This is a genomic window from Bradyrhizobium sp. 186 (genome assembly GCF_023101685.1).
In the GTDB taxonomy this organism is placed as follows: Bacteria; Pseudomonadota; Alphaproteobacteria; order Rhizobiales; family Xanthobacteraceae; genus Bradyrhizobium.
The window spans coordinates 6538768-6563984 of sequence record NZ_CP082164.1; the positions used below are offsets into that span (position 1 = coordinate 6538768).

Here is a 25217-nt window from a genome sequence, read left to right on the forward strand (position 1 = left end):
AACTTCCCCTTGAGTAGCGACGTAAGCATTTGAGCTGGCGTGTAATTCCAGCGGGCGTGACGGCGCGTCTGCCTACATTATGGGGCGATAGGAATGCCGAGCCGATTGAAGACGTCTTGTTGTAGTGGGGTTGGACTTGTGAGCATAGCGGCCGGGGCGTCCTGACCGATGCGAACGATGTTGCGTGTGAGCGTGGCGAGATCCTGCAACAGCGTTCGAAAGCTGTGCACGGGCCGGCCATCGTGGGTGTGCTTGCGATTAGCCTTGGTTCTGGCCGCGGCCGAGACTCTGGCCTTGGCGACGGGCGAGACGCGCGCGGCGTCGGCGGCCTCGCGGTCGTGATCGTCGAACAGGATCGGGGCCAGCGCGCGGCGCATGTGCCAGACGATGTAATAAGCGAGCATGCAGAGGAAGACGTGGGCGCGCACGCGGCCAGCGAGGCGATGGTGGATCGGGCGCACCTCCAGTTCGACGGTCTTGATGGTGCGGAAGGCGCGTTCGACCTGGGCCAGGCTCTTGTAGGCACGCACCGTGGCGGCGGTGTCGAGGTTCTCGGCCGGCACGTTGGTCCGTAGCACATAGAAGCCGTCGAGCGACGCTTCGTTGGCGATGGCATCCTCGATCCGACTGAAGTCGAACGAAGTGTCGGTGATGGCGAGGTGGAAGTGCTTGGCCATCTTACGCTTGCCCAGCACGGCGCCGACCTTCAGACCGATCTCATCCTCGCCGCGCAAGGGGTTGCGCTGACGCTGCACGGCGGCCTTGACGCGGGCGAGATCCTTCTCGGTCGCCGCCAGCAACTCGCCGCGCTTGCGCCGACGCTCGTCGGCCAGATCCGGGTTGCGGCACACGATCAGGCGCTCGCCGGGGAAGTCGGGGGACGTGATCTCGGCCATATCGCGATCGTCGAACAGCGACAATTGCAGCGGGCCGCCGTCCTCGGCGAGCTTGCGGATCGCCGGCGCCCGCAGAGCGGTGATCCAATCGAGCCCGGCCGGCATCAGATCGGCTTCGATACGGGCGCTGGTGATCATGCCGCGATCGCCGACCAGTACCACACGCGACAGCTTGAAGCGGGCCTTCAGTTTGTCGACTTGCGCGGCCAGCGTGCTCGGGTCGGCGGTGTTACCTTCGAACACCTCCACCGCCACCGGGCAGCCGTCGGCGGCGCACAGCAAGCCGAACACGATCTGCAGCTTGTCGGAACGACCGTCGCGGCTGTAACCATGCCGCGCCAATTCGCAATGTCGCCCCTCCAGATAGCTGGAGGTGAGATCGTAGAGCACCAGCGAGCCGTCATGCAGATGGCGCTTGGCGAGCGTCGCCTCGATCCCCGGTTGGGCCGTGCCGAGCAGGTCGAGCGCTTCGTAAAGCTCGTCCTCGTCGACGGCGCTGAGATCGAGCAGTTCGCCCAGCGAATGCGCCGCCGTCGCCTCGCTGAGCTGGCGCGCCGTGGCCAGCTTGGCGGCCGGTTCGATCACCCGTGCCACGATCAAGGCCAAAGCCAGCCTGGCCAACCGTCTGGGCTTGTCCGGGACAAGGCGATGCAGTCCGAGCTGGCGCGCCATGCCGAGCACCGCGGCCACGTGGCCGTGCGGCAGCGAGCGCTCGATCCGCAGTTGCTCGGCCGGCGAGACCAGCTCCTCGCCTTTCAGGACGCGGCGCAGCGCATCGATCTTCTCATCCGGCCAATGCGACAGGTTGGCCAGCGTGCGCGACTTGATCTTGTCGCCCTCGCGATAGCTCTCGCGCAACAGGATCGCGGGCGGTGAGTTGCGGTTGGGAATGCGGGCGACGAACATGCCGGAATCGAATCACGGAAACCTGCCATTCGCAAGCCAAAAATCATCATTTACATGCCTACAAAATCAGCCCGATCCAAACTTCTCAAATCCTCTCAACGCTCTAACAAAAATCCCGAGGGGAAGTTCGGTTTAGAGCCACAGAAGATGATGGTCACTTGATCGGCACGCTTGAAGCCCAGCCATTTGCTGACAAGCCCGGTGGTGATCAGCGCGGCGGTGAGAAGGATGCCGTCGGCAACGAGCAGCCCCGCGAGCGCAGACGGCGGAACCTGATGCCATAGGCCTTCGCTGACCGCCTCGCTGAAGGCGGAATAGACAATGAGCAGGATCGAGCCCTGGTCGACCGCGCCAACGATGCCGTCGTGACGCCCAATCCATTCGCCAATGAGCGGCTGGAGCAGCTGTCCGCAGACAAACGGCACGAACAACTGCAACGTGATCTGCCCGATCGCATCCCAGCCTGAGGCCGCGCCGCCGTGATTTGAAAGCACGAGGCCTGCCACGAGCGGCGTGACGAAGATGCCGATGATGCTTGAAGCCGAGGCGCTGCAAATCGCCGCCGGAACGTTGCCCTTCGCGATGGCGGTGAAGGCGATCGAGGATTGGACCGTGGACGGCAGGGTACAGAGAAACAAGATGCCGGCGTAGAGCGCCGGCGTCAGAAGCGGAGACAGGATTGGCCTGAAGGCCAGGCCGAACAGCGGAAACAGCACGAATGTCGTCAGCAGCACCAGGGCATGCAGCCGCCAGTGAGTTGCTGCCGCGATCACGGCTTCGCGCGACAGCTTTGCCCCATGCAGGAAGAACAGCAACGCAATGGCGAAGTCGGTGAGGTGATCCACCACCAGCGCCGCCGCGCCGCGGCATGGCAGGACACTTGCCGCGATAACGGTCGCGATCAGCGCCAGGGTGAAATTCTCAGGCAGAAACTTGGGTCGGGACATGCTGGTGGTCTGTTCACCGGGAGCGGCTTTGAACTCGCGCAATCGCGAAGTCAGCGCGCCTTTCGGGGCAGCGGAAACATGCCCCAGTGAGAACAACTGATCCATTCGTCGTGGTCAGTCGCGAGCGCAGATGCCGATGTGGGGTTCATGGTCGTCTCCTTACATTGTACGAATGATCTAGAAGTAGGGAGCGACCAACCCGCCACCACTAAAACTCCATTTAAGCGCGCGTACTGAGGGGCGACTACCGCGAGAGCAGAACTACCTTGGCGCGCGACGATATGATTTCCGAGTCCGGATCCGGCCCGGCCTGAACCAGACCATCATGGCGCAGCGAGACCTCCGAAAACGGCGATGCGGACGCCCGTTCGAGCAGCGCGCGCATTTTCGGGTGAAGACCTTCGCCGCGCGATGCCGCGAAGGCGCTGAATTGATGAAAAGAGCACATTGCCAGAACTCCTAGGCTGCCGACAGCACGGGGCGCGATACAGCCGACGACCGCTTCTTGGCGTGCACTCGACAATGAATCACGGACCGCACAACGTGGTTTGGGAACCGCGCGCAACGTTGCCGATAGAATAGAGGTAGTGGTCCGCGCTGAGACTTCGATTAAATACGAATTTATTCGCTGGCACGGCGGCCGAACTCGCGTGAGGACTCAGCTCGCGGCGATGACACCACACGGCATGCGAGGCGTCGCAGTTCGGCCAGACAATCGCTCAATGCCGATCCACGCTCATCGACGGTGGCGCCTGCCTCCGCAACGAACTTCGTGACGTGACGGCAGTTCTCGCTACCTGCGAACGGGAGGATTGGTGTTGCGCCAAGTGGGCACTGCGTTTGTCACACCCACCGAAGGCCAGTTGTACGACCCCACTGAGGGTGCGGTGACAGTTCCGACAGAGGTGCCGGATGTCCCATAGGTCCCGGATGGCGGTGTCGACAGTCCGGTCACCCCATAAGCGGCAGACTGCATTGTCGAGACATCGTGCCTCAAATACGTGTAGCTCTTCCCTTCCGCAGCAAGGGGCGCAACCGCGAGCCCTACAGTTACGAAGGCGGCAGTCACAAATTTGGTTGTCATCATGATCGGTCCTCTCTCGTGAGAGATAGGAGACAACGCCCATTCTACACGGCTCGACATCCTAAATTCTTGTTCAATGAAGGTGGAGGCGTCCGCCGCACTTGAGTCTGGCATTTCAGATCGCGCGCGTCTGTCTGCGGACCTCGTTCGCGACGGGCCTTAAGGTCTCCGGCAGCGCCTCGCCGACGAGGCTGTAGCCAATCCCGTTATCGGCCCAGGTAAACCCGGTAGCGCCGCCGTTTGACTGTGCCGTCATTGGCCCGTTCTGGTCGGTACTGTTCATCGGCCGGGTCAGCATGACAACCCGGCTGCCATGGTCGTCATCATACATGAACATCGCGGCCGGGCCGTGCTGGGTCGCAACCAGGCGCCCGCCCATGAGACGGTAACCTGAGCTTGCTAGGTCCGGCACCCTGACGGTCCGATTGAGCCGGCCTGAGACCCATTGCACGAGCTGAGCGGCGTCGGATGCTCGCATTTCGACCGGGCGCACCCGATCCGGTGCGTAGACATTGTAGGAATAGGCAGCTTCCTGCGCGAGCGCGGCCAGGCCGCCAGGTGACGCCTCCAGCGTGCCGCGCACGATCCAGCCGCCAAACCCGCCCAGGCTGAGCAGCAGCATCGCCGCGATCGCCCACCAGGCCGGTGGAGAACGACGCCTCTGGCCTTCGATCATGCGAGAGAGGTTCAACTCGGGTGGCAACGGCTCATCGGCGATTGGCGCCAGCGCGCCGCGAATCAGTTCGCGCTGATCGGCAAAGCCGGCGACGCGCTTGGCGACGTCGGGATGATCGGCAAGGTAAGAGCCGATTTCCGCTCGACGCTCCGGCTCGAGCACATCATCCACATAGGCGTGGAGGTCGTCTTCTGTGATCGGCCGGTTGTTCATGTCAGCCTCCGCATCGTCACCACATTCCCCGGCGCACCGGCGACGCCGCCGAGCTCCTGCTGCAACCTCTCGCGTGCCCGCGACAGGCGCGACATCACGGTGCCAATCGGGACGTTCAGCACCTTCGCGGCCTCCGCATAAGAGAGATCCTCGACTGCGACCAGCAGCAGTACGGCTCGCTGCTCCTCAGGTAGCCTCGCAAGTTTGTCTAGTACGTCTTGATACATGAGCCGATGCTCCTGCGCGGCAGCCCCGCGAAACTCGCCCTCATCCGCTTCCTCGATCGGCACATGCCTGCCGCGCGACGACGCCTGACGGAATTGATCCGCCGCGAGGTTATGCAGGATCGTGAACAGCCAAGCGCGCACACTCCCGTCCCGCCTCTGATGCCAGCGGCTGACCGCGCGCTCCAGGCAGTCCTGCACGAGATCGTCCGCGTTTGCGCGGTTGCGCACGAGCGCGCGCGCATAGCGGCGGAGGGCGGGGATCAGCGGCTCGACCTGAACCAACATATCCTTCATCTCGCCCTCTGCCTGCGTTCTTTCTCGCTTCAGCGAACGTCAACGGGACTCAATCTGGACCGCCTCGCCGGGCATGGCCGCTTCCCCGGATGCGATTACAAGGTATCGCCTGTCGGCTTTCGCCCCCTGATCGACGATCTGGCGGATCGGGCCAGCGGCGTTGACGATAGCCGATCCTGCCGGGTTCGTCATGAAGGCTGCGAGCGGCTGCAACGAGCCGCTGCCGTCCTCATGCTCGGCGAGCGCCAGCATATATTTTTGCTTGGGCTGGAGACCCGTCACCGAGGCCTGCAGGATCTGGATCAGGCCCTGGTCGAACAGCGACACGCTGGTCGGCGCCTTGCCATCGCCCGTCCGCTGCTTGGGCGCCAAGGCGAGATGGGCAACCTGGCCGGCGACACCGAGCGGCTGCAGGTTCTCGCGGTCGTCGGGATCGGGCGCGGCGTTGGGGACATAGGCGATCGCCTGAGGCGCCTGACCGATCGGAATGTTGTCAATCACCTTGTTGGTCGCGGTATCGATCGCCGCCAGCGCATCGGCGTTCTCAAGGCCGACATAGACGCGCGATCCATCACCCGACGGCCAGACGCCATGCGGCAGATTGCCGACCGGGATGGTCGCGACCTGCGAGAAGTCATCGGTACGGAACACCTTGACTTCGTTCAAGCCGCCGATCGTGACATAGGCGAACGATCCCTTCGCGGTTCGTGCGAAGTTGACATGGTTCGTGATCGGACCGGTGTCGATCGTCTTGATGAGGCTGAATGGAGGACGTGCGTCGAATACCTGCGTCTTGCCGACGTCCTTGAGCGTGAACCAGACCTGCTTGCCGTCGGGCGTCGCGGCGATGTTCGGGCAGAACGGGCTATCCTGCTTCACTTTGGCGACGATCTTATGATCGGCAACCGTGACGACATCGGTTTCCGGATTGAACGAAGAGCAAATGTAGCCGTACTTGCCGTCGGGCGAGAAGATCTGCATGCCCGGGCCGCTCGGAGTCGTGATGCGCGTCTTCTCTTCAAAGCTCTTGGCATCGATCACGGAGATGTAGTTCTCGCCGCGCACCGTGACCCACACCTCCTTGCCGTCCGGCGTATAGAAGGCCTCATGCGGCGAACGACCGACATAGGTCACATGCTTGACTGCATTGGTTGCGGTGTCGATGAAGGTCACCGAATTCGAGCCGATCGATACCACCGCGAGCGTATGGTGATCGGGCGAATATCCCATACCGTGGACGAGCACCTGCCCCTTGTAGAGCGGGCTGAAGTTGAGCGGCTGCGGATCGCCCAGCCGGATCACGCCGAGCAGCTTGTTGTCGACCGGATCCGTCACCGAGACCGTATTGGAGAACTGCTCGGCCGCATAAATGCGGTCATGATGGCTGATCGGGATATCGGGCGAGGACAGCGCGCCGGGCGCTTGCCCGGCCCACGCAGCGGACCCGGTTGCGAGCATCGTTGCCGCCAGGAAGACAGTTTTCCACGTTTTCATGTTTCGCTCCTAGTGTTTCATTCCGGTGGACATGTCCATCTGCATGCCCGAATGGTGATCGGGCGCAGCAGGGAGAGCCTGCGGTTGCGTCGGCGCGGGCGTTGTATCGGTCGCTGGCTCGCCGATTGCGAGCTTCATCGCGGCGATCTCCTGCATCTGGTCGACAATGATTTCCTGCGCGATCCGCCGAACCTGCTCGTTCTTGCCGTATCGCAGCTCGATCACGGCCATGTCGATGGCGCCTTGATGATGCGGGTTCATCATGGCGACGAAATCGCGATCGATGTCACCGGTAGGCTTCGCCGTCATGTCGTTCATCATCTTGGTCATCGCCGCGTCGTTCTCTTTCAGGAAGGCGGATTCCTCGGCGCTCAACCCTGCTGGAGGATCGGCCGGGTGGGCTTCATGTGCGAACGCAAGCGGCGGAATCGCGCAAGCAATGAGGACCCGCCCACCGTACAGGATCGCGGCGAGCCCTGGTTTTCGGAAACGACACCTGCTCGCAAGTGTCGCAATGAATCTGCGGGTCCGCTGCTGCATCCTGAACTCCCTTGTTGATCGCATAGGGGTTTGACGGAGCGGCGCGCGTTCTATTCCAAACGGCCGCAAAGGTTCTTCGGCCGCGGGCAGATGGACTCCAAAAAAGCTAACGGCAGCAACGACTAAGGCACGACCTTCGGCCTGATCACAGACGCGTTAGCGCCCTGCCCAAGGAATGCCCTCCCCGACGATTGATCGATTTTATCGATCGTAAGTGACACATCAATCTGTTGGATAAATTCATCACCGCAGACCAGGTTTGGCGTAACCCGGAGTGACGCCAATGACCTCTGCCATCGATTTCCGCACTTCTCCAAGCAAACCCGTTAGCCGCGAGACCGTCGTATCGCGTGTGAAATCATCCCGCGCCGTCATCCCTGGGGTGGCGCTGGCCGCTGCTATCGCGCTCGTCGCCAAATTGCTTCACGGCATACCAGGGATTGCCACGTTCAGTCCCATGATCCTTGCGATCGCGATCGGAATATCCGTGCGCAATCTGGTCGGAACGCCCTCCTTCGCCGCCCCGGGAGTTGCTTTCAGCATGCGCCGTCTGCTTCGGGCCGCGATCGTTCTCCTCGGCTTTCAGATCACGCTGACCCAGCTTGCGGCCGTGGGTGCAAGGGGACTCTTTATCGTCGTCGGCACGCTCGTTGCCACCTTCGCCTTTACTCTCGCAGCCGGTCGTGCCTTGGGCGTCGACCGAAAGCTCACGGAACTGATCGCCGCGGGCACCTCGATCTGCGGTGCTTCGGCCGTTGTCGCGACCAACAGCGTCACTGGAGCGTCCGACGAGGACGTCGCTTATGCGATTGCCTGCGTCACGATCTTCGGCTCGATCGCAATGTTCGTCTATCCTTCGCTACCGCATCTTCTGCATCTCGATGACGGGGCTTATGGCCTCTGGAGCGGGGCATCCATCCATGAGATCGCGCAGGTGGCCGCCGCTTCTTTTCAGAACAGCCAGCGCGCCGGCGAAATTGCCACGGTCGCCAAACTTGCGCGAGTCATGCTGCTTGCGCCCGTGGTCCTGGCCCTGAGTGTCGGGCCCCGGCTTGCGGCCCGAGGCGCGCCCGGCGGACCCCTGCCCTGGTTCGCAATCGGCTTTGCTGCGATGACTGCCGTCAACAGTGTCGTGACTATTCCGGCGGGGGTGAGGGACGTTACGATCACCCTGTCCACCTTCCTGCTCACGATCGCTCTCGCCGCCATGGGCCTCGAGACCGATATCTCGAAACTCTACGCGCAGGGGCTGCGTCCAGCTATATTAGGCGCACTTGCCTTCCTGTTCATTGCAACTTTCAGCCTGGCTCTCATCAAATTCATGGGGTGACCATGACGCTCGAACAGCTCCGGATATTCGCCGCGGTCGCGGACAAGCAGCACGTGACACAGGCCGCCCGCGAACTGAATCTGACACAATCGGCCACGAGCGCGGCGATCGCCGCGCTCGAAGGCCGTTATGGCGTCAAGTTATTCGATCGGGTCGGTCGCGGCATCGTGCTCACGCATATGGGCCGCTCATTTCTCGGAGAAGCCCGTTCCGTGCTGGCGCGCGCCCATGCGGCCGAGCAGGTTCTTCGGGACTTCGCCGGACTCAAGGCCGGAAGGCTTGTGATCGCCGCAAGCCAGACGGTCGGCAGCTATTGGCTACCCGCGCGGCTGCTGGCTTTCCAGGCAACCTATCCCGGCATCGAACTTGACGTGAAGATCGCCAACACCGAACACGTCGCGACCGACGTTCGCGAGGGCATGGCGGATCTCGGCTTCATCGAAGGCGATATCGACGACGCCGCATTGTCGGCCCGACGCGTCGACAGCGATGCGCTGGTCGCCGTCGTTGGGCCACAACATCCACTAGCGAACCAGAGAAAGCTGCCTCCCGACTGGATTGCCACAACACCATGGATCCTTCGCGAGCCGGGCTCCGGAACGCGTGCCATGTTCGAACGGGCTCTGAAGAAGCGTGGAGTGCGCCTTTCCGACCTCACCGTGCAGCTGGAGCTCGCCTCGAACGAGGCAATTCGAACGGCCGTCGAGACTGGCCGCTGCGCCGCGGCCATCTCCGATCTGGTGGTCGAAACGGCGATCGCGGCAAAGCGACTGTTCCAGCTGGAAGGCGAAATGGCGAAGCGTTCGTTCTACGCTTTGCGTCACAAAGAGCGGCATGTGAGCAAGGCCGAAGCCGCATTGATGTCCACCATCGCAGCGGGCGCTGCCGCGTAGGAAGACCTGCACCCGCGGCAAGAACCTATTGCAACGATTGAACTGATGTCTCGCCAGCAATGCCGTGGGCGTTGTCGGCGCGCGACAGCATCGTTGCCCATTCGATCGTGGCCGGCGATCAGAACGATCTGATCATCTCGTTGGATTACTTCGGCACTGCGGCCCACTTTCTTTGGGAAGTGGCAAGCACATCGAACACTCCGCTTGCCGGAACATCGAGATGGAGATTCATAATGATCGCTTCGCACCGCGCTTACCTCACGATTGTCTTGCTGGCCGCCACCGTTTCGGTACTCGGTGCGCCGCTCGCGCATGCCGGCAGCCCGATGCATTTTTCAGGCTAACGTAGTACCATTCACTCGCAAGAGCGGTTCCACCTCACCAACCGGCGTCTGCCGTGCAGCCATCAGGCGCTACCGCAACAGCAGGACGCAGATCCCTTTGCGGACATGATTCTCGGATGAGCGAACCTGCATGAAAGCGCACGCGTCAGCTCGACAGGAGATCTCGATGCAGCAACATCGCAACCATGCACGCTCTCAAGCTCTCACTCGCCGCGCCGTGCTCCGCACCATCGGAGTCGCGGGCATGGCGCTCGCGACCTCATCGGCCCGGGCTGATCAATCGGTAGAGCTGCCGATTGCCGGCGACCCGCGACAGCGGCCGGTGGCGCATGACTTCCCGCAGAAGGGGCGCATGATCCTGCAGCGCACCCGGCCGCCGTTGTTGGAAACTCCGATGGAGGTGTTCGATCGCGGCGTATTCACGCCGAACGACCAGTTCTATGTGCGCTGGCACTGGGCTGTGATCCCGACGTCAGTGGATGCGGACGCCTTCAGGCTCGCCGTGCGCGGCCACGTCAATCAAGTACTGTCCTTGTCCGTCGGCGATCTGCTCAAGATGCCTCGCGTGGAGCTTGCCGCCGTCAATCAGTGCTCGGGCAATTCCCGCGGCTTCTTTTCGCCTCGTGTACCCGGCGCGCAATGGGCGCATGGCGCGATGGGCAATGCGCGATGGACGGGAGTCCTGCTCAAGGATGTGCTCGACCGCGCGGGCGTCAAATCGGGCGCGATGCATGTCCGCTTCAACGGACTGGACGAGCCCGTGGTACCCGAAGCACCCGATTTCCGAAAGTCGCTTGACATTGATCATGCTCGCGACGGCGAAGTCATGATCGCCTTCGCGATGAACGGCGAGCAGCTGCCGCTACTGAACGGCTTTCCGTTGCGCCTGATCGTGCCGGGATGGTATTCGACCTATTGGGTCAAGATGCTCAGCGATATCGAGGTTCTTGATCGCGCGGACGACAATTACTGGATGGCGACCGCCTATACCATTCCGGATACGCCGCACGCCAACATCGCGCCGGGCCAGGCTGGGGTAAAGATGGTCCCCATCAGCCGGATGGTGCCGCGGTCCTTCTTCACGAATATTGCGGAAGGTGCGTCACTTCCAGCAGGCGCCGGCGCGACGATCGGCGGGATTGCCTTCGGAGGCGACACGGGCGTCGCCAAGGTCGAGCTTTCGATGGATGACGGCCGGACCTGGCAACTCGCGACACTGGGTGATGACTTTGGAAAGTACAGCTTTCGCCGTTGGCAGGTGAACATCCCCCAGCTGATGAAAGGCCATCATTCACTCATGGTCCGCTGCACGAATCTGAGCGGCGATGTTCAGCCCGCAATGCCCAACTGGAACAACAGCGGTTTCATGCTCAACGCCGTCGAGACGGCTCAAATCACCGCCATCTAGGAGCAACTTCATGCGACACGCCATCATTGCCCTGGGCGCCTCGTTCGCGGCCCTGCTGACGCCCACCTCCGCCCGGGTCCAGCCCGCTCCGGCGATCACATCGACGACTGTGGAGCTTCCAGCGGGCGATGCTCTATTCCCCGGTGGATCCAGCGCGGACGCCATCAACAACAACTGTCTGGCCTGTCACTCCGCAGATATGGTGTTGAACCAGCCTGCTCTCTCCAAGTCCGCTTGGGAGTCCGAAGTCGGCAAGATGATCAAAGTCTACCGAGCGCCCATCGACGAGAGCGATGTGCCCGCGATCGTCGACTACCTCGCCAGCACGAAGGGAACCAACTAGCGTCAGGCCTGCGACCAAGCCGAGCTGGCGTTGTCCAGCCAGCGCTCGGTGTCTTCATCCGTCCAACCGGGAACGGCGAAGCGAGGACGAGCGGGCAACGCTGCACTCGGATTTGCCGAGTGATGTTTGTGCACGTGCAGACGTGCCGCTGGGTGAACCGGATCACGCATTGCCGCAGAAGCAGTCGCACACGTAACCAGTAAAAGACCAAGCACCAGAAGACAACGCATTGAATCGCTCCAAATGGCTTGCACCATCGCTTGCAGCGCAAGGGCCGACCGACCGGCCCCTACGGGTCCATCCCCAGAGACTGGCCACCGAACTTGGATGGATCGTTATAGCTGGGCGTGTCGTTGTAGGAGATCGGCGGTCGAGGAGCCGCATAGGCCTCCCTCGGGATAGCGAAGTCACCTAGCGATACAGTCTGCACATGATGAGCTACAACCCGATGCCGCGTGTGGGTACCATGCATGGGAGCCGCGCTCGCACATGCGATCAGGGAGATCAGGAAGCTTACGGTCAAGAGAGTACGCATTAACTTGCTCCAGTTGTTCATTTGGCGAAGCAGATCGCCGGCGAGCTCGCAGGCCCGCAAAACAAGAAAAGCGGGTATCATCATTTGGCCCGGCGACGTCCGCGAGTTCAACATCCGCGACAGATCGACCCTTCCAGCATCTTTTCAACCCGCGCATCCTCCTTGTCGATGGCGGCGTCCGTGCCGAGCAGCGGTCCTTTCATCGCGTGACCGCCTGTACCGGATGATGGCAGCGCGGTGCCCAGGGAATTCGTTCCTGGAGCGGCAGCACTCGTACCGAGCGCGCCACCCATCGACATGTGCGATCCCATGGATCCCATGCCGCCGCGGGCAAATGCCGCGGTGGCAGAGAGGACGAAGCAAATTGCGAAGCAAAGCAGGGATAACGGCCTCATGATTCATGCTCCAGGCGTTGAGGTGATGACTAGAATCTAGGTGTCGAGCGCGCGCCGGCTGAGCACGATCGCGAGAGCGATCGTGACAAAGAATACAGAATCTGCATCGCAGACCGGCCGGATCTCCGCTGCGTTTCGTCGTCTCGCAAGAGTGATCCGCGACAGCGCACGATCACCTGCGGAATGCCTACATCTGTCTCGTTCAAGAAATTCCATTCGGGAAACGTCATCGACAGAGCAGCAGTAGTCGCGAGACGCGAATTCTCCGCACGAGTGAAACAACGGAGAATGATGATGACTGTATTCAAGACACTGGTTGCTGCGGCGCTGATCTCGACGGCGACAATCCCGTCTGCATTTGCAGCGTGGTCCTTCGCGGACCAGGAGCCCGCGGCCTTCGCGTCGATGTATCCAAACCGAGACGTACTGAATGGCGGCGCCCTGACGCCGGCGGGCAGGATGGGCCTCGAGCGGGCCGGCGGCGCGGCTCCCGTGTTCGCTGGCGGCAACGTCCATATCCGGGCAAGGCATCGTTAAGCGCAAGCCCTGCAAAGCGTCATACGGGGTGCTGCCGGCCTGCGGCGCACCCTGTTTGCCGTTTGATCGCTCACTGCAACGTCAGATCCCGCCGCGAAAGCGGCCACCGAGAGTGATTCCCGCTGGACTGAGACGGCACATATTTGCCGCCGTGGCGAACGAACGTTTGCACGCAGCTTGAGCTTTCACAATGTTCGGGTGCTTTCGGACACTGGAGGACTGAATAGTCGAGCCGAACGACGTTTGAGTTATCGTCGTATGTTGCAAAGTAGTGGCCGGCCTCCGCATCGGCGCCACACCTCGCCAGAACAATCCTCCTGATCTCGGACGGGAGGTGAGCAATCCTTTCGGCGCTCATTGGAGGATCAGAGGGTACGACTGGTACCGCGTGGCCTGGCGACACCCAGCCGGTCATTGCCATGCACATCAGTGTGAATGTGGTTCGTCGCATCTTGTACCTCTGCAGACAGCAGCTCCTTCAGGAGGCATTCCCGGCGATCACGGATTTTGATTGGATCGGCGTAGCCCAAATCTAGGCATTGGAAGCGCCCCGGCCACGGTAATGACAACGAATTGACAATCGCTGCATCAAGAGCCGTGGCCGCTTGGGGCAATCAAGCTCCGCTCTCGAAAGTGAATTGGACTTGCTGGCCCCACTGCTTACGTGTCACCTCGACAATCGAACGTCGGGGATTTGAATGCGTATACACGTCTGTGCGGCGGCCGTTCTCCTGCTGAGCAGCGGCACCTGTCTGGCGCAAGTCTCGACCATGGGCACGACCGCCATGGCGATACCGACAACACCGGGCGCTGTTGTCTCGTCTCCGCTGGCCGGACCGGGCCCGTTTACGAGCCTTTTCTCGGCCACAACCGTTCCCGGTGCGCCAGCAACCACTCTGGCTTCACCTCCGCTGGCGCAAGACCCGACACTTCCAGGAACGAGCGTGAATTGCGCGCCGACCGAGGTGGAGCTTTCGCCCTCCGTGGAGAGCGTCACCTCCACAAGCACCAGTGTTTCCGCGAGTCAAACTTCGGCGATGAGCGCCTTGGGCGCCATCCCCAGCATGTCATGGCCGGCCGCGCCGACGACGAGTACAAGCCTGCCGCCGACCTTGCCGGCGGCCATGCCCGTGACCATCGTGGGCACGGTCACCGGCAGCACGACGGGCACGATCGCGCCGGCGCCGGTGCTCGGCAGCTCGACACCGGGAAGCACGTGCACGTCGGCACCCGGAAGCACGCTGACGAATGCTGCGGCCTTGCCGGCCTCCACGCCCGATGTCCCGCAAGTCCCGCGCCCTGGAGCCATTCAGTCGCCGACGGCGGACGTCGACACGGCCGAGACCAGTATCAGCCCCGCGCCGAGTGTGATGCCGACTCCGAACGCGGCTGCATGCAGCGAAAGCATCTCGATGGACCTCGCCAGCAGCTCGGCCATGCAGGGCGTATCACCACCTCCGGGCTGCTGAGCTGAATTTCTTGCCAAGACAAAACGTTCCGAGACGAGCCGCCGAGCAGCCTTCCTGCCGCTCTTCAACGCGCCTGGCGACCACGCTGGCCCCCTCGGTGGACTGCGCCAGGTCAGATCGCGCGGCGCCGATTGGTTCTGGCACCCAGATCAAAGCCGGAGCCGCGCGCCGGGCATATTCGAGCCCTGCCTTTCCTGACGAAATCCTCAGCATATCTGCGGATTGTCTCCATGGTCGCAAATGCCGCCCGGCTGCTCCGAGGGCGTCTCGGTATAGGCGCCGGCGGACGGTGCGGACATCAAGGGATCGCCATCGATTCCATCCGCGAAGGGAAAGCCGCTCGCATGATGAGCGTGCTCTACAACATGCCGTTCATGCATGGGGTTCTCACGTGCACTTGCAACTGTCGTCAACATCGTGGTGGCGATCAACCCCACCGACAAGATCTTCAACATTGTCATCAACCTTCTCCATTCAAACACAAAGAGCGTTTGCTCTGTGAGTGAGGTGCGGATTGACGCGGGAGATCCGAATGCAAGACTTGCTCACAGTCCGTCAATCCGCGGTGAACCGCTTAGGAAATTATCTGATCAGCAAGCCGCGTGCTCGCGAGGTCAAATTGGAGACGGCTATTCACCAAGCCGCAACACTGATCGGCCTCTCCTCGAGCTCGGAGCATCCAGGGCCGACCGCAGCAATCAGCTCGTCTGCGGCCCGCGAACGGAGACCCGGCTTCCCTCCGCCAGGTTCAGCATCGGGTTGAGGATCACCTGATCGCCCGGCTTGACGCCAGCGTGCACCTCGACCTGCGTGCCAAAATCACGCGCGATCGAGATCTTGCGCATATGAACCACACCGCTATCCACGACTGCGACATGCAGGCCATTCTCGTCGAAGACGACGGCGTCCGCCGGTATGATCATCGACGGCGTCTTGCGTGGAATGAACAGCTCCACGGTGCAGTAGATGCCCGGCTGAAGCGCACCATCCGGATTGGGCACGTCGATCTCGGTCAGCAGCGTACGACTCCCCGGCTGCAGCGCGATGGCGATCCGCGTGACCTTTCCCGGAAACGCTCGCCCGGGAAGCTCCGGGACCCGGATGACCGCATCGACACCCGGCTGAACACCGAACGCCTCGTCCTGGGGCACGAACACCTGCGTGCGGATGACATCCGCATGCATCAGCGTGAACATGAATGTCGAGCCCGCCTGCACCAGGCTGCCGTTGTCGATGTTGCGCTGGGTGATCACGCCGTCGAATGGAGCCACCACGCGCTGATAGGCCTTGTCCTGCTCCAGAACCTTGATCTGAGCTTGCTGAGCCACGATGTTCGACTTCGCCACAGCCTCCGCCGCCTGCTGTGCGCGTAGTGTCAGACGGTCATTGTCGCCCTGCTGGGCGGTCAGCCATCCCTGCTTGACCAGGCCGCTGTCGCGCGTGTTGGTGACCTCGGCGAGTTCGCGGCTCGCCTGCGTCTGCTGCAGGGTTCCCTGAGTCTGTGCCAACGTGGCCTGGGCTTGCGCGATCTGGTGGTCGAGCTCGGGCGCCACGATCTCGGCCAGCAGCGCCCCCGCCTTCACCCGATCTCCGATATCGACGTAACGCTTTTCGACGTAACCGCTGGTCCGGGCAAATATGTTGGCAGCTTCGAAGGCTGCCGTTGTCGCGGGCAATGTGACGTCCATCTTGCTGTCGCCGGCGCGGACAGTCGCGACGCGAACGTCCGGCACAAACGTGCGCGCTTGTTCGGCTGTCGCGGCCAGCTGGCGCTCCGCCTGATAGTGCCGCCAACCGCCGACAACGAGCCCCCCGACAAGCAGCAGCACTACCGCTGAACCAAACACGGCCGCTCCGGAGCGCTGCCTCGGCTTGCCCTCGGCCCTCAGGAGAGGCCCACTCGGATAGCCCGGACGATCGATGTCATGGAGCGTCTGGTCGGGCCGCACGTCGATCTCTGTCATGCCTGCAATTCCTCGAAGACGCCATGCTGCGGCTTTCCGTCATTACCCTTGCGCAGCATGGCAAACAGATAGGGAACGACGAGGAGGGTCGTCGGTGTTGCAAACAGCAGTCCGCCAATCACAGCGCGCGCGAGTGCCGCGTTCTGCTCCTCGCCGGCACCGCCGATCGCCATCGGGATCATGCCGACGATCATCGCGGCGGCCGTCATCAGCACCGGCCGGATGCGGGTGCGACCGGCGCTCAACGCCGCCTCGAAGGCGGAATGTCCCTTGAGCTGCTGCTCGCGCGCAAAGGTCACGAGCAGGATGGAGTTCGCCGATGCAACGCCGACCGACATGATTGCACCCATCAGCGACGGGACGTTGAGCGTGGTCCCGGTGATGAACAGCATGGTGACGATGCCGCAGAGCGTCGCGGGCAACGCAAGGATAACCACCAAGGGTTCGCCAAAGCTCTGGTAATTCACGACCATCAGCAGATAGACGAACACTGCCGCGAACACGAGGCCGAGGCCGAGATCGCGGAACGAGTCGTTCATGCTCTGGATCTGGCCGAGGACCTGGATGGAATTTCCGGGTTTCAATTCCTTCTGGAGCCCGGCGGTGACCTTGCCGATGTCAGCCGCGACGCTGCCGAGATCGCGGCCCTGCACGCTGGCATAGACCTCGTAAACCGGCTGGACGTTGCTCTGATTGGCGTTGGTCGGCATCGTATCGCGCTTGAAGGTCGCGATGTTGCTGAGCATGCCCGGCACCGTCTGGCCACTCGCGGCGAGCGACGTGGACACGGGCGTATTGGCCAGCGCGTTGAGCGAATTGATCTTGTATTCCGGCGTCTGCACGGCGAGGTAGTATGGAATGCCGGAGCTTAGATCCGTCCAGAAATTCGGCGAGACCTGCACCGACGAACTGAGGCTGACATTGATGTTGGTCGCGACCGTGCTGGCGTTCAGGCCGAGCTGGGCGGCACGGGTCCTGTCGATATCTGCATAGAACGCCGGACCGTCGATCTCCTGCTGGAGATGGGCGTCGACGATACCCGGAACGGCGGCCAGTCGCTTCTGGAGTTCCCTTGCGACGGTCAGATTGTTGGCTCCATAGCCGACAGTCCGAACGTCGATCTGCGCCGGCAGTCCGAAGTTCAGGATCTGCGTGACGATGTCGGCGGCCTGGAAGTAGAACGTGTCGTCGGGAAACGACGCCGGCAGGACCTGACGCAGCTTCTTGACGTAATCCGCGGTCGGTTTATGGCCGTCCCGGAGCGAGACCAGGATCACGCCGTCGTTGATGCCGATGGTCGAGCCGTCGGCAAAGGCCAGGTTATAGGCCCGTGCGGGCAGACCGATGTTGTCGACAATGAGCGAGCGCTCCTTCTCAGGGATGACCTCGCGGATCTTATCCTCGATCTTCTGGAATATGGCTTCGGTACTCTCGATACGCGTTCCTGCCGGCGCGCGGACATGGAGCTGGATCTGGCCTCCGTCGATCAACGGAAAGAAATCCCTGCCCACGAGGCTCAGCATCACCGCTCCCAGGCCGAGTATCAGGATCGCCACAATGGGCACGATGGCGCGGCGTCGCAGCAGCATTCCCAGGACCCGTGAATAGCCCTCGCGCAGCCGTTCGAAGCTGCGCTCGAAGGCAGCAGAGAGATGCGAGAACAGGCCGACCGGCACCTCGCCATGGACGTGCCGCCGCTCGCCCTTCAGCAGGAGTCCGATCGTGATCGGCGTCAGCGTCCGGGACAATCCGTAGGACGCAAGCATCGCAAACACGACGGCGAGTCCCAGTGGGGTAAACAGGTATTTGGCTGGACCCTCAAGGAACACCACCGACGTGAACACGCAGCTGATGGCAAGTGTGGACACCAATGTGGGCACGGCGATCTCAGCCGCTCCATGCAAGGTGGCGTCCGCAAGCGGCATGCCCTCCTCGGTCCACAGCCGATGAGTATTCTCGATCGTGACGGTCGAATCGTCGACCAGAATGCCGACCGCAAGGGCGAGGCCGCCCAGCGTCATCGTGTTCAGCGTTTCCCCGAGGAAGTAGAGCACGACAAGCGACGACAGGATCGCCAGCGGAATCGAAATCATCACAACGAGAGTCGAGCGCCACGAGCCCAGGAACAGGAGGATCATCATGGCGGTCAACCCCGCCGCGATCGCCCCCTCCCGCAGCACGCCATTCACCGAATTCGTCACGAAGACTGACTGGTCGAATAGCTCCGTGATCTTGAGTCCGGGAGGTGCGGCAGCGCGAACAGCAGTCAGCGCCTTCTTCACGCCGTTGACGACTGCCAGCGTCGAGGCGTTGCCGTTCTTGATGATGCTGAGCAGGACCGAGCGACGACCGTCCTCGCGAACGATGTTCTGCTGCACCATCGATCCATCACGCACCTGGGCCACGTCCTTCAGCAGGATGGTGGCGCCGTTTGAGAACTTGACCGGGATCTTGTTGAGATCGTCGATGGTCGCCGGCGTCGCATTCGTACGCACCGTGTATTGAATGTCGCCCATCTTCGCGGTGCCGGATGGAAGCGTGAGATTTTGAGTATTCACCGCGTTGACGATGTCGAGCGGAGTCAGCCCTCGAGACAGGAGCTTGTCGGGATCGATGTCCACCATGATCTGGCGGTACTTTCCGCCGGCCGGCGTGGGCAGCGTGACGCCCGGTACGGGTGCGAGCTGCTGCCGGATGCGATAGATGCCAAAGTCATAGAGTTGCTGTTCGTTGAGGTTGTCCGAATTCAAGGCGAGCTGCAGCACAGGAACGCTCGACGCATTGAACTGCACGACTATCGGCGGCTGGATGCCCGGCGGCATCAACGCACGAATCGAGTTGGTGGCGGAAACGATCTGCGCAATCGCCAAGTCGAGATTGACGTCGGGCTGGAAATAGATCTTCTGCACCGACAGACCATTGAGGGTCTGAGACTCCATGTTCTTGATGCCATTGACGTTGGCACTGATGGAATACTGGCTGTAGGTGCTGACGCGCTGCTCCATCTCCGGCGTGGACAGACCGGTGTACTGCCAGATGACCGTCACCACAGGGATGCGTATCTCTGGGAAGATGTCCGTCGGCATCGACCAAAGCGCCGCACCGCCCAGAAACAGGATCAGCGCCGCCACCACGTAGAAGGTGTGCGGGAACCTCACTGCAAATCGAACAATTCCCATTTTAGATCCCTGCGCCGCTGCCGGTTCAGAAAACGCGGCGAGACATGAAGTCGCCAGGCCGCCCGCTCAATCAAGTTGGGATTCGGGCGCCGCAACATGAAATGACGAAGCCGTCGCGCGACTTCACCTTTTAGTCAGGCCTCGAGCAGCCGTGATCGGCTGCCGCTTCCCGTTCACTTCGAGATGAGCATACGCACACCAGAGCGCAGCACGCGATGTCCGTGCGCCTCACGCAGCCGTTGCTTCGCTGCCCGCCCTGGCCGCCAGGATCGTCGCGCGCTTGACCTTGGCGAACGCGCTTGCCTCGATCTGCCGTACCCGTTCGCTCGAGATCGATAGCTCGCAGCTAAGTTGCTCCAGCGTCAGCGGTCGCTCTGCAAGCCGTCTCGCTTCGAACACGCGCCGCTCCCGCTCCGTCAAGACCTCCAGCGCGGCGCGCAGTGCCCTTGACCGGCGTGTTGTTTCGTCGTGCTCGGCGACGATCTGCTCTGCATCCGGAGACTCATCGACGAGCGTCGCTTCCCATTCCGCCGATCGATCGCCGTCACCGACCCGGGTATGCAGGGAAAGATCACCACAGAGCCGGCTATCCATTTCAACCACGTCGCGGGCGGTCACTTCAAGCTTGTCCGCAATGACCTGCGCAATTTCGGGCGTCAGGACCGCCGTCTGGTCTGCGACCTTCCTCATTTCGCTGCGCAGCCGGAAGAAGAGTTTCTTTTGCGCGGCCGTCGTGCCGATCTTGACCAGAGACCATGTGCGCAAGATGTATTCGTGGACGGTCGCCTTGATCCACCAAATGGCGTAGCTCGAAAACCGCGCACCGTGTCCAGGTTCAAAACGCGAGGCGGCAATCACGAGCCCAAGATTGGCCTCCGCGATAAGGTCGACGATTGGAAGACCGTACCCCTTGTAGCCTCGTGCCACCTTAGCGGCGAGACGAAGATGGCTCGTGACCAGTTCGTCGGTCGCGCTCTTGTCGCGCCGCTCCTGCCAACGCCGCGCGAGCTGCTGCTCACGGCCGCGCTCGAGCAGATCGAAGCGCTTGATGGCTGCGGAATAGGCGAGAATGCCCGCTGATTGCGGAGCTGGCAGTACGGTGGCGACGGCGTTCTGAGCTTGCATTTGCTGCTCCTACGTTTGGGTCCGGCACCTCAACTGTAGGGAGGCCGCAGCTGGAGCCGCCACTAAATTGGATTTAAGAAATCTGAATTCGGCTTTAGGCGGCGCTCACGTCTCGCCCGCGAACCTTAAATCCGTATTTAATTGAGCTCGCCGAGCATCATCGGCATCTTCAAAGTAGCGATTTCGCTGGCCTGCGTGTCGCCGGTCACACAGCTTGCCTTGGAGTTTGACGTGCCCCTGTTTTCCCGCGGATTCGTACGCAGACGCGCTATCTCGCTGGCAACCAGCCTGTCGGTCATGGCGACATCATTCGCCCTCGCCCATGATCCGAAGCATCATCACGACGCCCGTGCGGTGAAAGACACAGACGGGCATCAGTTTCTCTTCGACAGCGAACTTGCGATGAGCAACATGAACCGCAGCATGCTCATGACGCCGACCCGCTATATCGATCGCGATTTCGTTGATGTGATGGTCCCTCACCATCAGGGCGCGATCGACATGGCGCGCGCGGAAATCAGGTACGGCCGCAACGACGAACTTCGGCAGGAAATCTCTTCCACGCGTCACGCGTTGTCGGCCGCCGCCAATTTGATGCCGTCGACCAGCGCCGAGATCGCTTTGCACGCACCGAATTGACGGTATCTCGCCACATCGTGAAGACCTGACAGCATTCTTCATCCCGGAGCGACTCAAGATGTCCGTCCAGACCCACGATCCCCTTCGGCAATTGTTCGCGCCTCCCGCCCCAAACGGGAACGAGGCAGGAAGTTCAGCTTCCATTGCAAGTGGTCACCTGACCCTACCGTCGGCCCCAGAGATAGAGTCCAGAGATGAGGTCGTTCAGTCGCTGATTGAGGCCCTAAAGGCCGCTACACACAACAATGATCGTCGATGCATGGAAGCGCTTCGGCTCGTGATCGCGGTCAGGCAGTTTGGCTTACGGCCTGCCGTGGAGCGATCGACCGGGACCGATCAGGTCCCTATTCGCGGCCGCCATGTCCAGGGGTTGCAGAAATGGCGGCTCAAACGCGTCGTCGACTACATCGACGCCGGCATGTCGTCGAAGATGACCTCACGCGATCTGGCTGCGGTCGCAGGACTTAGCCGGATGCACTTCGCGTCTCAATTCCGCGCGGCGACGGGCCTGCGCCCGCACGAATTCCTGCTGCAGCGGCGGATTCGACGAGCCGCGGAGTTGATGAGGGACACCACGATGCCGATCATCGAGATCACGCTCGCGGTCGGCTTCCAGACCCAAGCCCACTTTACGACCGTCTTCAAGCGGTTCACGGGATGCACTCCCCGGAACTGGCGCGTCGGCGATCACATGCCCCCACGGTCCGAACTCGAGCAGGCTGCTCGCGCACCGCCCGATCTGCCGACATTAACATTAGCCGGTCGCCGGCAGCGGGAGCGGCGCCGTCGATTTTGAGGCTGCCTGCCGTGTGAGATGACCGCGTTGCTACACGGCAACTGGCGGGGACGTCAGGCCACGGTCTGATGAACGCCGGACCGTCTCTCGAACTGAGGGACATTCACGATCGCCCGGCGGTGCGTTCCGGCACCGATCTTTCTAAGATCGTTCCACGCCTCGATCTCGAAGAGTAGGCTCTTTGCGTCAACGCTTTTGACACGCGCAAGCGCGCGCACTCGACCGCCGATCGGCGTGGCCGCCAGATGCCTAGGCTCTTCTGCTGCCGATAGACGGCCTCGCGATCGCGCGCGCCGCATCGTCAGACTGGAGGGGATCAGCGAACAGCGGATGTGGCGCAAGGAGCAACGCGATCAGCAAGCGCGAAACGCCGTCTTCGGTGCCGCCAGTCGGCAGTGTCAGCGCGGTGATCCAGACCGATGCCTTGTGTAGCTCGCTTTGCATTGTGCATCTAATCCTAATGCGAGGAATCGTTCGTGACGCCGACGCCCGTGCGCTCGATCCGGACCGGGATGCCCTTGGACGACGGCGTGAAGCTGAGGGGATCGTGCGCATAGAGCGGCACCAGAGGATTGGTCTCCGGGTAGTAAGCTGCGCAGCAGCCGATCGGGAACGAGTATCCGACCACGCGGAAGTCGCGCACCCGCCGCTCGATGCCGTCGGTCGAAACGGTCACCAGATCGACCCGGTCACCGTCCAGGATCCCACGCTTGTCCATCTCGAACTGGTTCAGGAACACGATGTCGCGCTGGCCGTAGACACCCCGGTAGCGATCGGACATGGAATAGAGCGTCGTATTGTACTGGTCATGGCTGCGAATCGTGCTCAGCCAGAGCGTCTCCGGATGATCGTCTTGCGGATCCTCGCCAAGGCCGTCAAAGACCAGAAAATTGGCCTTACCGTTCGGCGTCGCCCAGATGCGCTCGCGCGCGGCCGGAACCAGGTGGAAGCCGCCGGGCACGCGAATTCGTGCATTGTAGGCCTGGAATATCGGCAACACGATCTCGATCGCCTCGCGAATGCGATCGTACTCGGCGACGAAGCCGTCCCAATCGACGACGGAGCACTGCCCCAAGGTCGCCCGCGCCATGCCGGCAACGATCGCGGGCTCACTCAACAGGTGTTCTGACGCGGGCTGATTGCGCCCGGCCGACGCATGGACCATCGACATGGAGTCCTCCACGGTGATGGACTGCGGTCCGGTCGCCTGGATGTCTATCTCCGTGCGGCCAAGGCAGGGAAGGATCAACGCATCGCGCCCGTGGATCAGGTGACTGCGGTTGAGCTTGGTCGAGATGTGGACCGTAAGATCGAGTCTCCTGAGGGCTTCCTGCGTGAGCTGCCAATCGGGAATTGCCGCGGCAAAGTTGCCGCCCATCGCGATGAACACCTTGGCGTCTCCGCGAATCATCGCTTCGAGCGCCGTGACGACATTGTGGCCGTGCGCACGAGGTGGCTTGAAACCGAAGCGAAATTCCAGCCGATCGAGAAAGTCTTCGGACGGCGTCTCGGTGATGCCGACCGTCCGATCTCCCTGCACGTTCGAATGGCCGCGGACCGGACAGATGCCTGCGCCCTCACGACCGATATGGCCGCGCAACAGGGCGAGATTGGCCAATTGCTGAACATTCTGCGCGCCGCGCCGGTGCTGGGTAATCCCCATGCCATAGACGATGATCGCGCGCTCGGCTTTCATGTAGGCGTGCGCGGCATATTCGATCTCTTCGCGGCTGAGCCCCGAGTAACGCTCGATATCCGTCCAGGGCGTGGCCCTCAGGTCAGTTACCAGTTCATCAAGGCCTTGGGTGTGGTCACGGATGAAATCCCAGTCCAGAACGGCCTGCTCGCCTCTCGCCCGCGCCGCTGTATCTTCATCGACCAGAACCTTCATAATACCCTTGATCACGGCGACGTCACCACCCACGCGCACCTGGTAGAGGCGCGAGCTGATCTGCGTCGAGCTCAGCGTCGCCATCTCAATCGGGCTCTGCGGGGCCTGGAAACGTTCCAGCGCCCGCTCGCGGAACGGATTGAAAGAGATGATCGAAGCGCCGCGGCGGGCGGCATCGCGCAGGTTGGTCATCATGCGCGGACTGTTGGTGCCGGGATTCTGGCCGAAGATGAAAATGCAATCTGCCTTGTCGAAATCCTCCAGCACGACCGTGCCCTTGCCCACCCCAATGGATTGCGGCAAGCCCACGCTGGTCGCCTCATGACACATGTTGGAGCAATCGGGGAAATTGTTGGTGCCGTACTCCCGCACAAAGAGCTGATAGAGAAAGGCGGCTTCGTTCGAGGTGCGGCCGGAGGTGTAAAACTCCGCCATGTTCGGGTCAGGCAGCGCGTTCAGATGGCGGCCGACGATCGAGAAGGCCTCGCTCCAGCTTATGGGAAGATAGCGGTCCGATCCCCCATCATAAGCCATGGGATGTGTCAGCCGGCCCACCATCTCGAGATCGTAGTCGCTCCAGGCGGACAGCTCCGTGACCGTGTGATCAGCGAAAAACTCCGGCGTGCAGCGCTTGGCGGTCGCTTCCCAGGCCACGGCCTTCGCGCCATTCTCGCAGAATTCGAATGACGAGGTGTGTTTCGGATCGGGCCAGGCGCACCCGGGACAGTCGAAACCTTCCGGCTGATTCATGCATCGGAGCGTAGTCGCCCCCTTGATCGGAATGCGCTGCTCGATCAAGTGCTCACCGAGGGCCTTGAGCGCACCCCACCCGCCCGCCGGATGATGATAGGGGTGAATTGCCTTGCGTTCCGACATTGCGAGAACCTCTGCGGGTACCGATGCAGAAATAGTTGCGACGTCGATCGCGGACTTTCTTTCGAGAATGCCGGATCGTGCCAGCGCGACAGACGGACCGGTTCGATCGGCGCAACGCCGTAGTGCATTCTGGAAAAGCGGAGGTCCTCTCTGGATTGGCCTATGTCGCCGCTTTCCTAACTCCATGAGGGAGGCCGCTGACCACGGCTCAACAGA

General features: G+C 61.9%; 24 protein-coding genes. 8 read left to right on the plus strand and 16 right to left on the minus strand.

Translation table 11 applies throughout. The annotated features are described in order from the left end of the window. Positions 1 to 77: 77 nt before the first annotated feature. From IVB18_RS31550 to IVB18_RS31585, 7 genes are all read right to left on the minus strand, one after another. Positions 78 to 1802 carry an IS1634 family transposase gene (locus IVB18_RS31550; protein WP_247983724.1) on the minus strand — a complete coding sequence of 575 codons (1725 nt, stop codon included), beginning with the start codon at positions 1800 to 1802 and terminating at the stop codon, positions 78 to 80. A 95-nt stretch (positions 1803 to 1897) separates the two neighbouring features. Continuing rightward, positions 1898 to 2749, minus strand: coding sequence for a bile acid:sodium symporter family protein (locus IVB18_RS31555; RefSeq protein ID WP_247984250.1), 852 nt, complete (start codon positions 2747 to 2749; stop codon positions 1898 to 1900). Positions 2750 to 2993: 244 nt separating this feature from the next. Continuing rightward, complete coding sequence (locus IVB18_RS31560) at positions 2994 to 3197, minus strand: hypothetical protein (protein WP_247984251.1); 204 nt, start codon at positions 3195 to 3197, stop codon at positions 2994 to 2996. Between the two features lie 751 nt (positions 3198 to 3948). Continuing rightward, a complete protein-coding gene (locus tag IVB18_RS31570; protein ID WP_247984253.1) occupies positions 3949 to 4722 on the minus strand; it encodes an anti-sigma factor in 774 nt (257 codons plus the stop codon). Further along, a complete protein-coding gene (locus IVB18_RS31575) occupies positions 4719 to 5243 on the minus strand; it encodes a sigma-70 family RNA polymerase sigma factor (RefSeq protein WP_247984254.1) in 525 nt (174 codons plus the stop codon). Before IVB18_RS31575 ends, IVB18_RS31570 begins: the two co-directional genes overlap by 4 nt. Before the next feature lie 39 nt (positions 5244 to 5282). Beyond that, positions 5283 to 6737, minus strand: coding sequence for a YncE family protein (locus IVB18_RS31580; RefSeq protein ID WP_247984255.1), 1455 nt, complete (start codon positions 6735 to 6737; stop codon positions 5283 to 5285). A gap of 9 nt (positions 6738 to 6746) precedes the next feature. Further along, on the minus strand, positions 6747 to 7277 hold the full coding sequence (locus IVB18_RS31585; RefSeq protein WP_247984256.1) for a DUF305 domain-containing protein: 531 nt from the start codon (positions 7275 to 7277) through the stop codon (positions 6747 to 6749). A gap of 283 nt (positions 7278 to 7560) precedes the next feature. Here IVB18_RS31585 and IVB18_RS31590 point away from each other — a divergent pair, with 283 nt between their 5' ends. The 5 genes from IVB18_RS31590 (at position 7561) to IVB18_RS31610 (ending at position 11595) form a co-directional block, all read left to right on the plus strand. Further along, the gene (locus IVB18_RS31590; RefSeq protein WP_247984257.1) at positions 7561 to 8607 is read left to right on the plus strand and encodes a YeiH family protein; all 1047 of its coding nucleotides are present in this window, start codon (positions 7561 to 7563) and stop codon (positions 8605 to 8607) included. 2 nt (positions 8608 to 8609) lie between these two features. Next, positions 8610 to 9500 carry a LysR family transcriptional regulator gene (locus IVB18_RS31595; protein ID WP_247984258.1) on the plus strand — a complete coding sequence of 297 codons (891 nt, stop codon included), beginning with the start codon at positions 8610 to 8612 and terminating at the stop codon, positions 9498 to 9500. Between the two features lie 59 nt (positions 9501 to 9559). Beyond that, positions 9560 to 9844, plus strand: coding sequence for a hypothetical protein (locus IVB18_RS31600; protein ID WP_247984259.1), 285 nt, complete (start codon positions 9560 to 9562; stop codon positions 9842 to 9844). 166 nt (positions 9845 to 10010) lie between these two features. Continuing rightward, a complete protein-coding gene (locus IVB18_RS31605; RefSeq protein ID WP_247984260.1) occupies positions 10011 to 11252 on the plus strand; it encodes a molybdopterin-dependent oxidoreductase in 1242 nt (413 codons plus the stop codon). A gap of 10 nt (positions 11253 to 11262) precedes the next feature. After that, a complete protein-coding gene (locus tag IVB18_RS31610) occupies positions 11263 to 11595 on the plus strand; it encodes a cytochrome c (RefSeq protein WP_247984261.1) in 333 nt (110 codons plus the stop codon). Between the two features lie 642 nt (positions 11596 to 12237). Here IVB18_RS31610 and IVB18_RS31615 read toward each other — a convergent pair. Continuing rightward, a complete protein-coding gene (locus IVB18_RS31615; protein WP_247984262.1) occupies positions 12238 to 12525 on the minus strand; it encodes a hypothetical protein in 288 nt (95 codons plus the stop codon). 294 nt (positions 12526 to 12819) lie between these two features. Here IVB18_RS31615 and IVB18_RS31620 point away from each other — a divergent pair, with 294 nt between their 5' ends. Beyond that, positions 12820 to 13062: a hypothetical protein gene (locus tag IVB18_RS31620; protein WP_247984263.1), complete on the plus strand. Its 243-nt coding sequence runs from the start codon at positions 12820 to 12822 to the stop codon at positions 13060 to 13062. Between the two features lie 1024 nt (positions 13063 to 14086). Here IVB18_RS31620 and IVB18_RS31625 read toward each other — a convergent pair. The 6 genes from IVB18_RS31625 to rpoH all read right to left on the minus strand — a co-directional run bounded on the left by IVB18_RS31625 (position 14087) and on the right by rpoH (position 20799). Continuing rightward, positions 14087 to 14371, minus strand: coding sequence for a hypothetical protein (locus IVB18_RS31625; RefSeq protein WP_247984264.1), 285 nt, complete (start codon positions 14369 to 14371; stop codon positions 14087 to 14089). Then, complete coding sequence (locus IVB18_RS51705) at positions 14372 to 14500, minus strand: hypothetical protein (RefSeq protein ID WP_256476454.1); 129 nt, start codon at positions 14498 to 14500, stop codon at positions 14372 to 14374. It abuts the gene before it with no gap. 237 nt (positions 14501 to 14737) lie between these two features. Further along, positions 14738 to 14992 carry a hypothetical protein gene (locus IVB18_RS31630; protein WP_247984265.1) on the minus strand — a complete coding sequence of 85 codons (255 nt, stop codon included), beginning with the start codon at positions 14990 to 14992 and terminating at the stop codon, positions 14738 to 14740. Positions 14993 to 15229: 237 nt separating this feature from the next. Next, the gene (locus IVB18_RS31635) at positions 15230 to 16495 is read right to left on the minus strand and encodes an efflux RND transporter periplasmic adaptor subunit (RefSeq protein WP_247984266.1); all 1266 of its coding nucleotides are present in this window, start codon (positions 16493 to 16495) and stop codon (positions 15230 to 15232) included. Beyond that, a complete protein-coding gene (locus tag IVB18_RS31640; RefSeq protein WP_247984267.1) occupies positions 16492 to 19674 on the minus strand; it encodes an efflux RND transporter permease subunit in 3183 nt (1060 codons plus the stop codon). The genes IVB18_RS31635 and IVB18_RS31640 overlap by 4 nt, the downstream gene beginning before the upstream one ends. Before the next feature lie 228 nt (positions 19675 to 19902). Further along, entirely contained in the window at positions 19903 to 20799 is an 897-nt protein-coding gene (gene rpoH / locus IVB18_RS31645; RefSeq protein WP_247984268.1) for an RNA polymerase sigma factor RpoH, read from the minus strand. A gap of 141 nt (positions 20800 to 20940) precedes the next feature. Between rpoH and IVB18_RS31650 the strand changes: the two genes are divergently transcribed. Continuing rightward, positions 20941 to 21438, plus strand: a complete 498-nt coding sequence (locus IVB18_RS31650; RefSeq protein WP_247984269.1) for a DUF305 domain-containing protein — start codon at positions 20941 to 20943, stop codon at positions 21436 to 21438. 277 nt (positions 21439 to 21715) lie between these two features. After that, positions 21716 to 22234 (plus strand): AraC family transcriptional regulator, encoded by a 519-nt coding sequence (locus IVB18_RS31655; protein WP_247984270.1) that lies wholly within the window; start codon positions 21716 to 21718, stop codon positions 22232 to 22234. A gap of 249 nt (positions 22235 to 22483) precedes the next feature. Here the strand turns inward: IVB18_RS31655 and IVB18_RS31665 are convergent, their stop codons facing one another. Both IVB18_RS31665 and IVB18_RS31670 read right to left on the minus strand, forming a co-directional pair. Next, positions 22484 to 22678, minus strand: coding sequence for a hypothetical protein (locus IVB18_RS31665; protein WP_247991960.1), 195 nt, complete (start codon positions 22676 to 22678; stop codon positions 22484 to 22486). Between the two features lie 13 nt (positions 22679 to 22691). Beyond that, positions 22692 to 25001, minus strand: coding sequence for an FdhF/YdeP family oxidoreductase (locus IVB18_RS31670; protein ID WP_247984271.1), 2310 nt, complete (start codon positions 24999 to 25001; stop codon positions 22692 to 22694). Between the last annotated feature and the right edge of the window lie 216 nt (positions 25002 to 25217).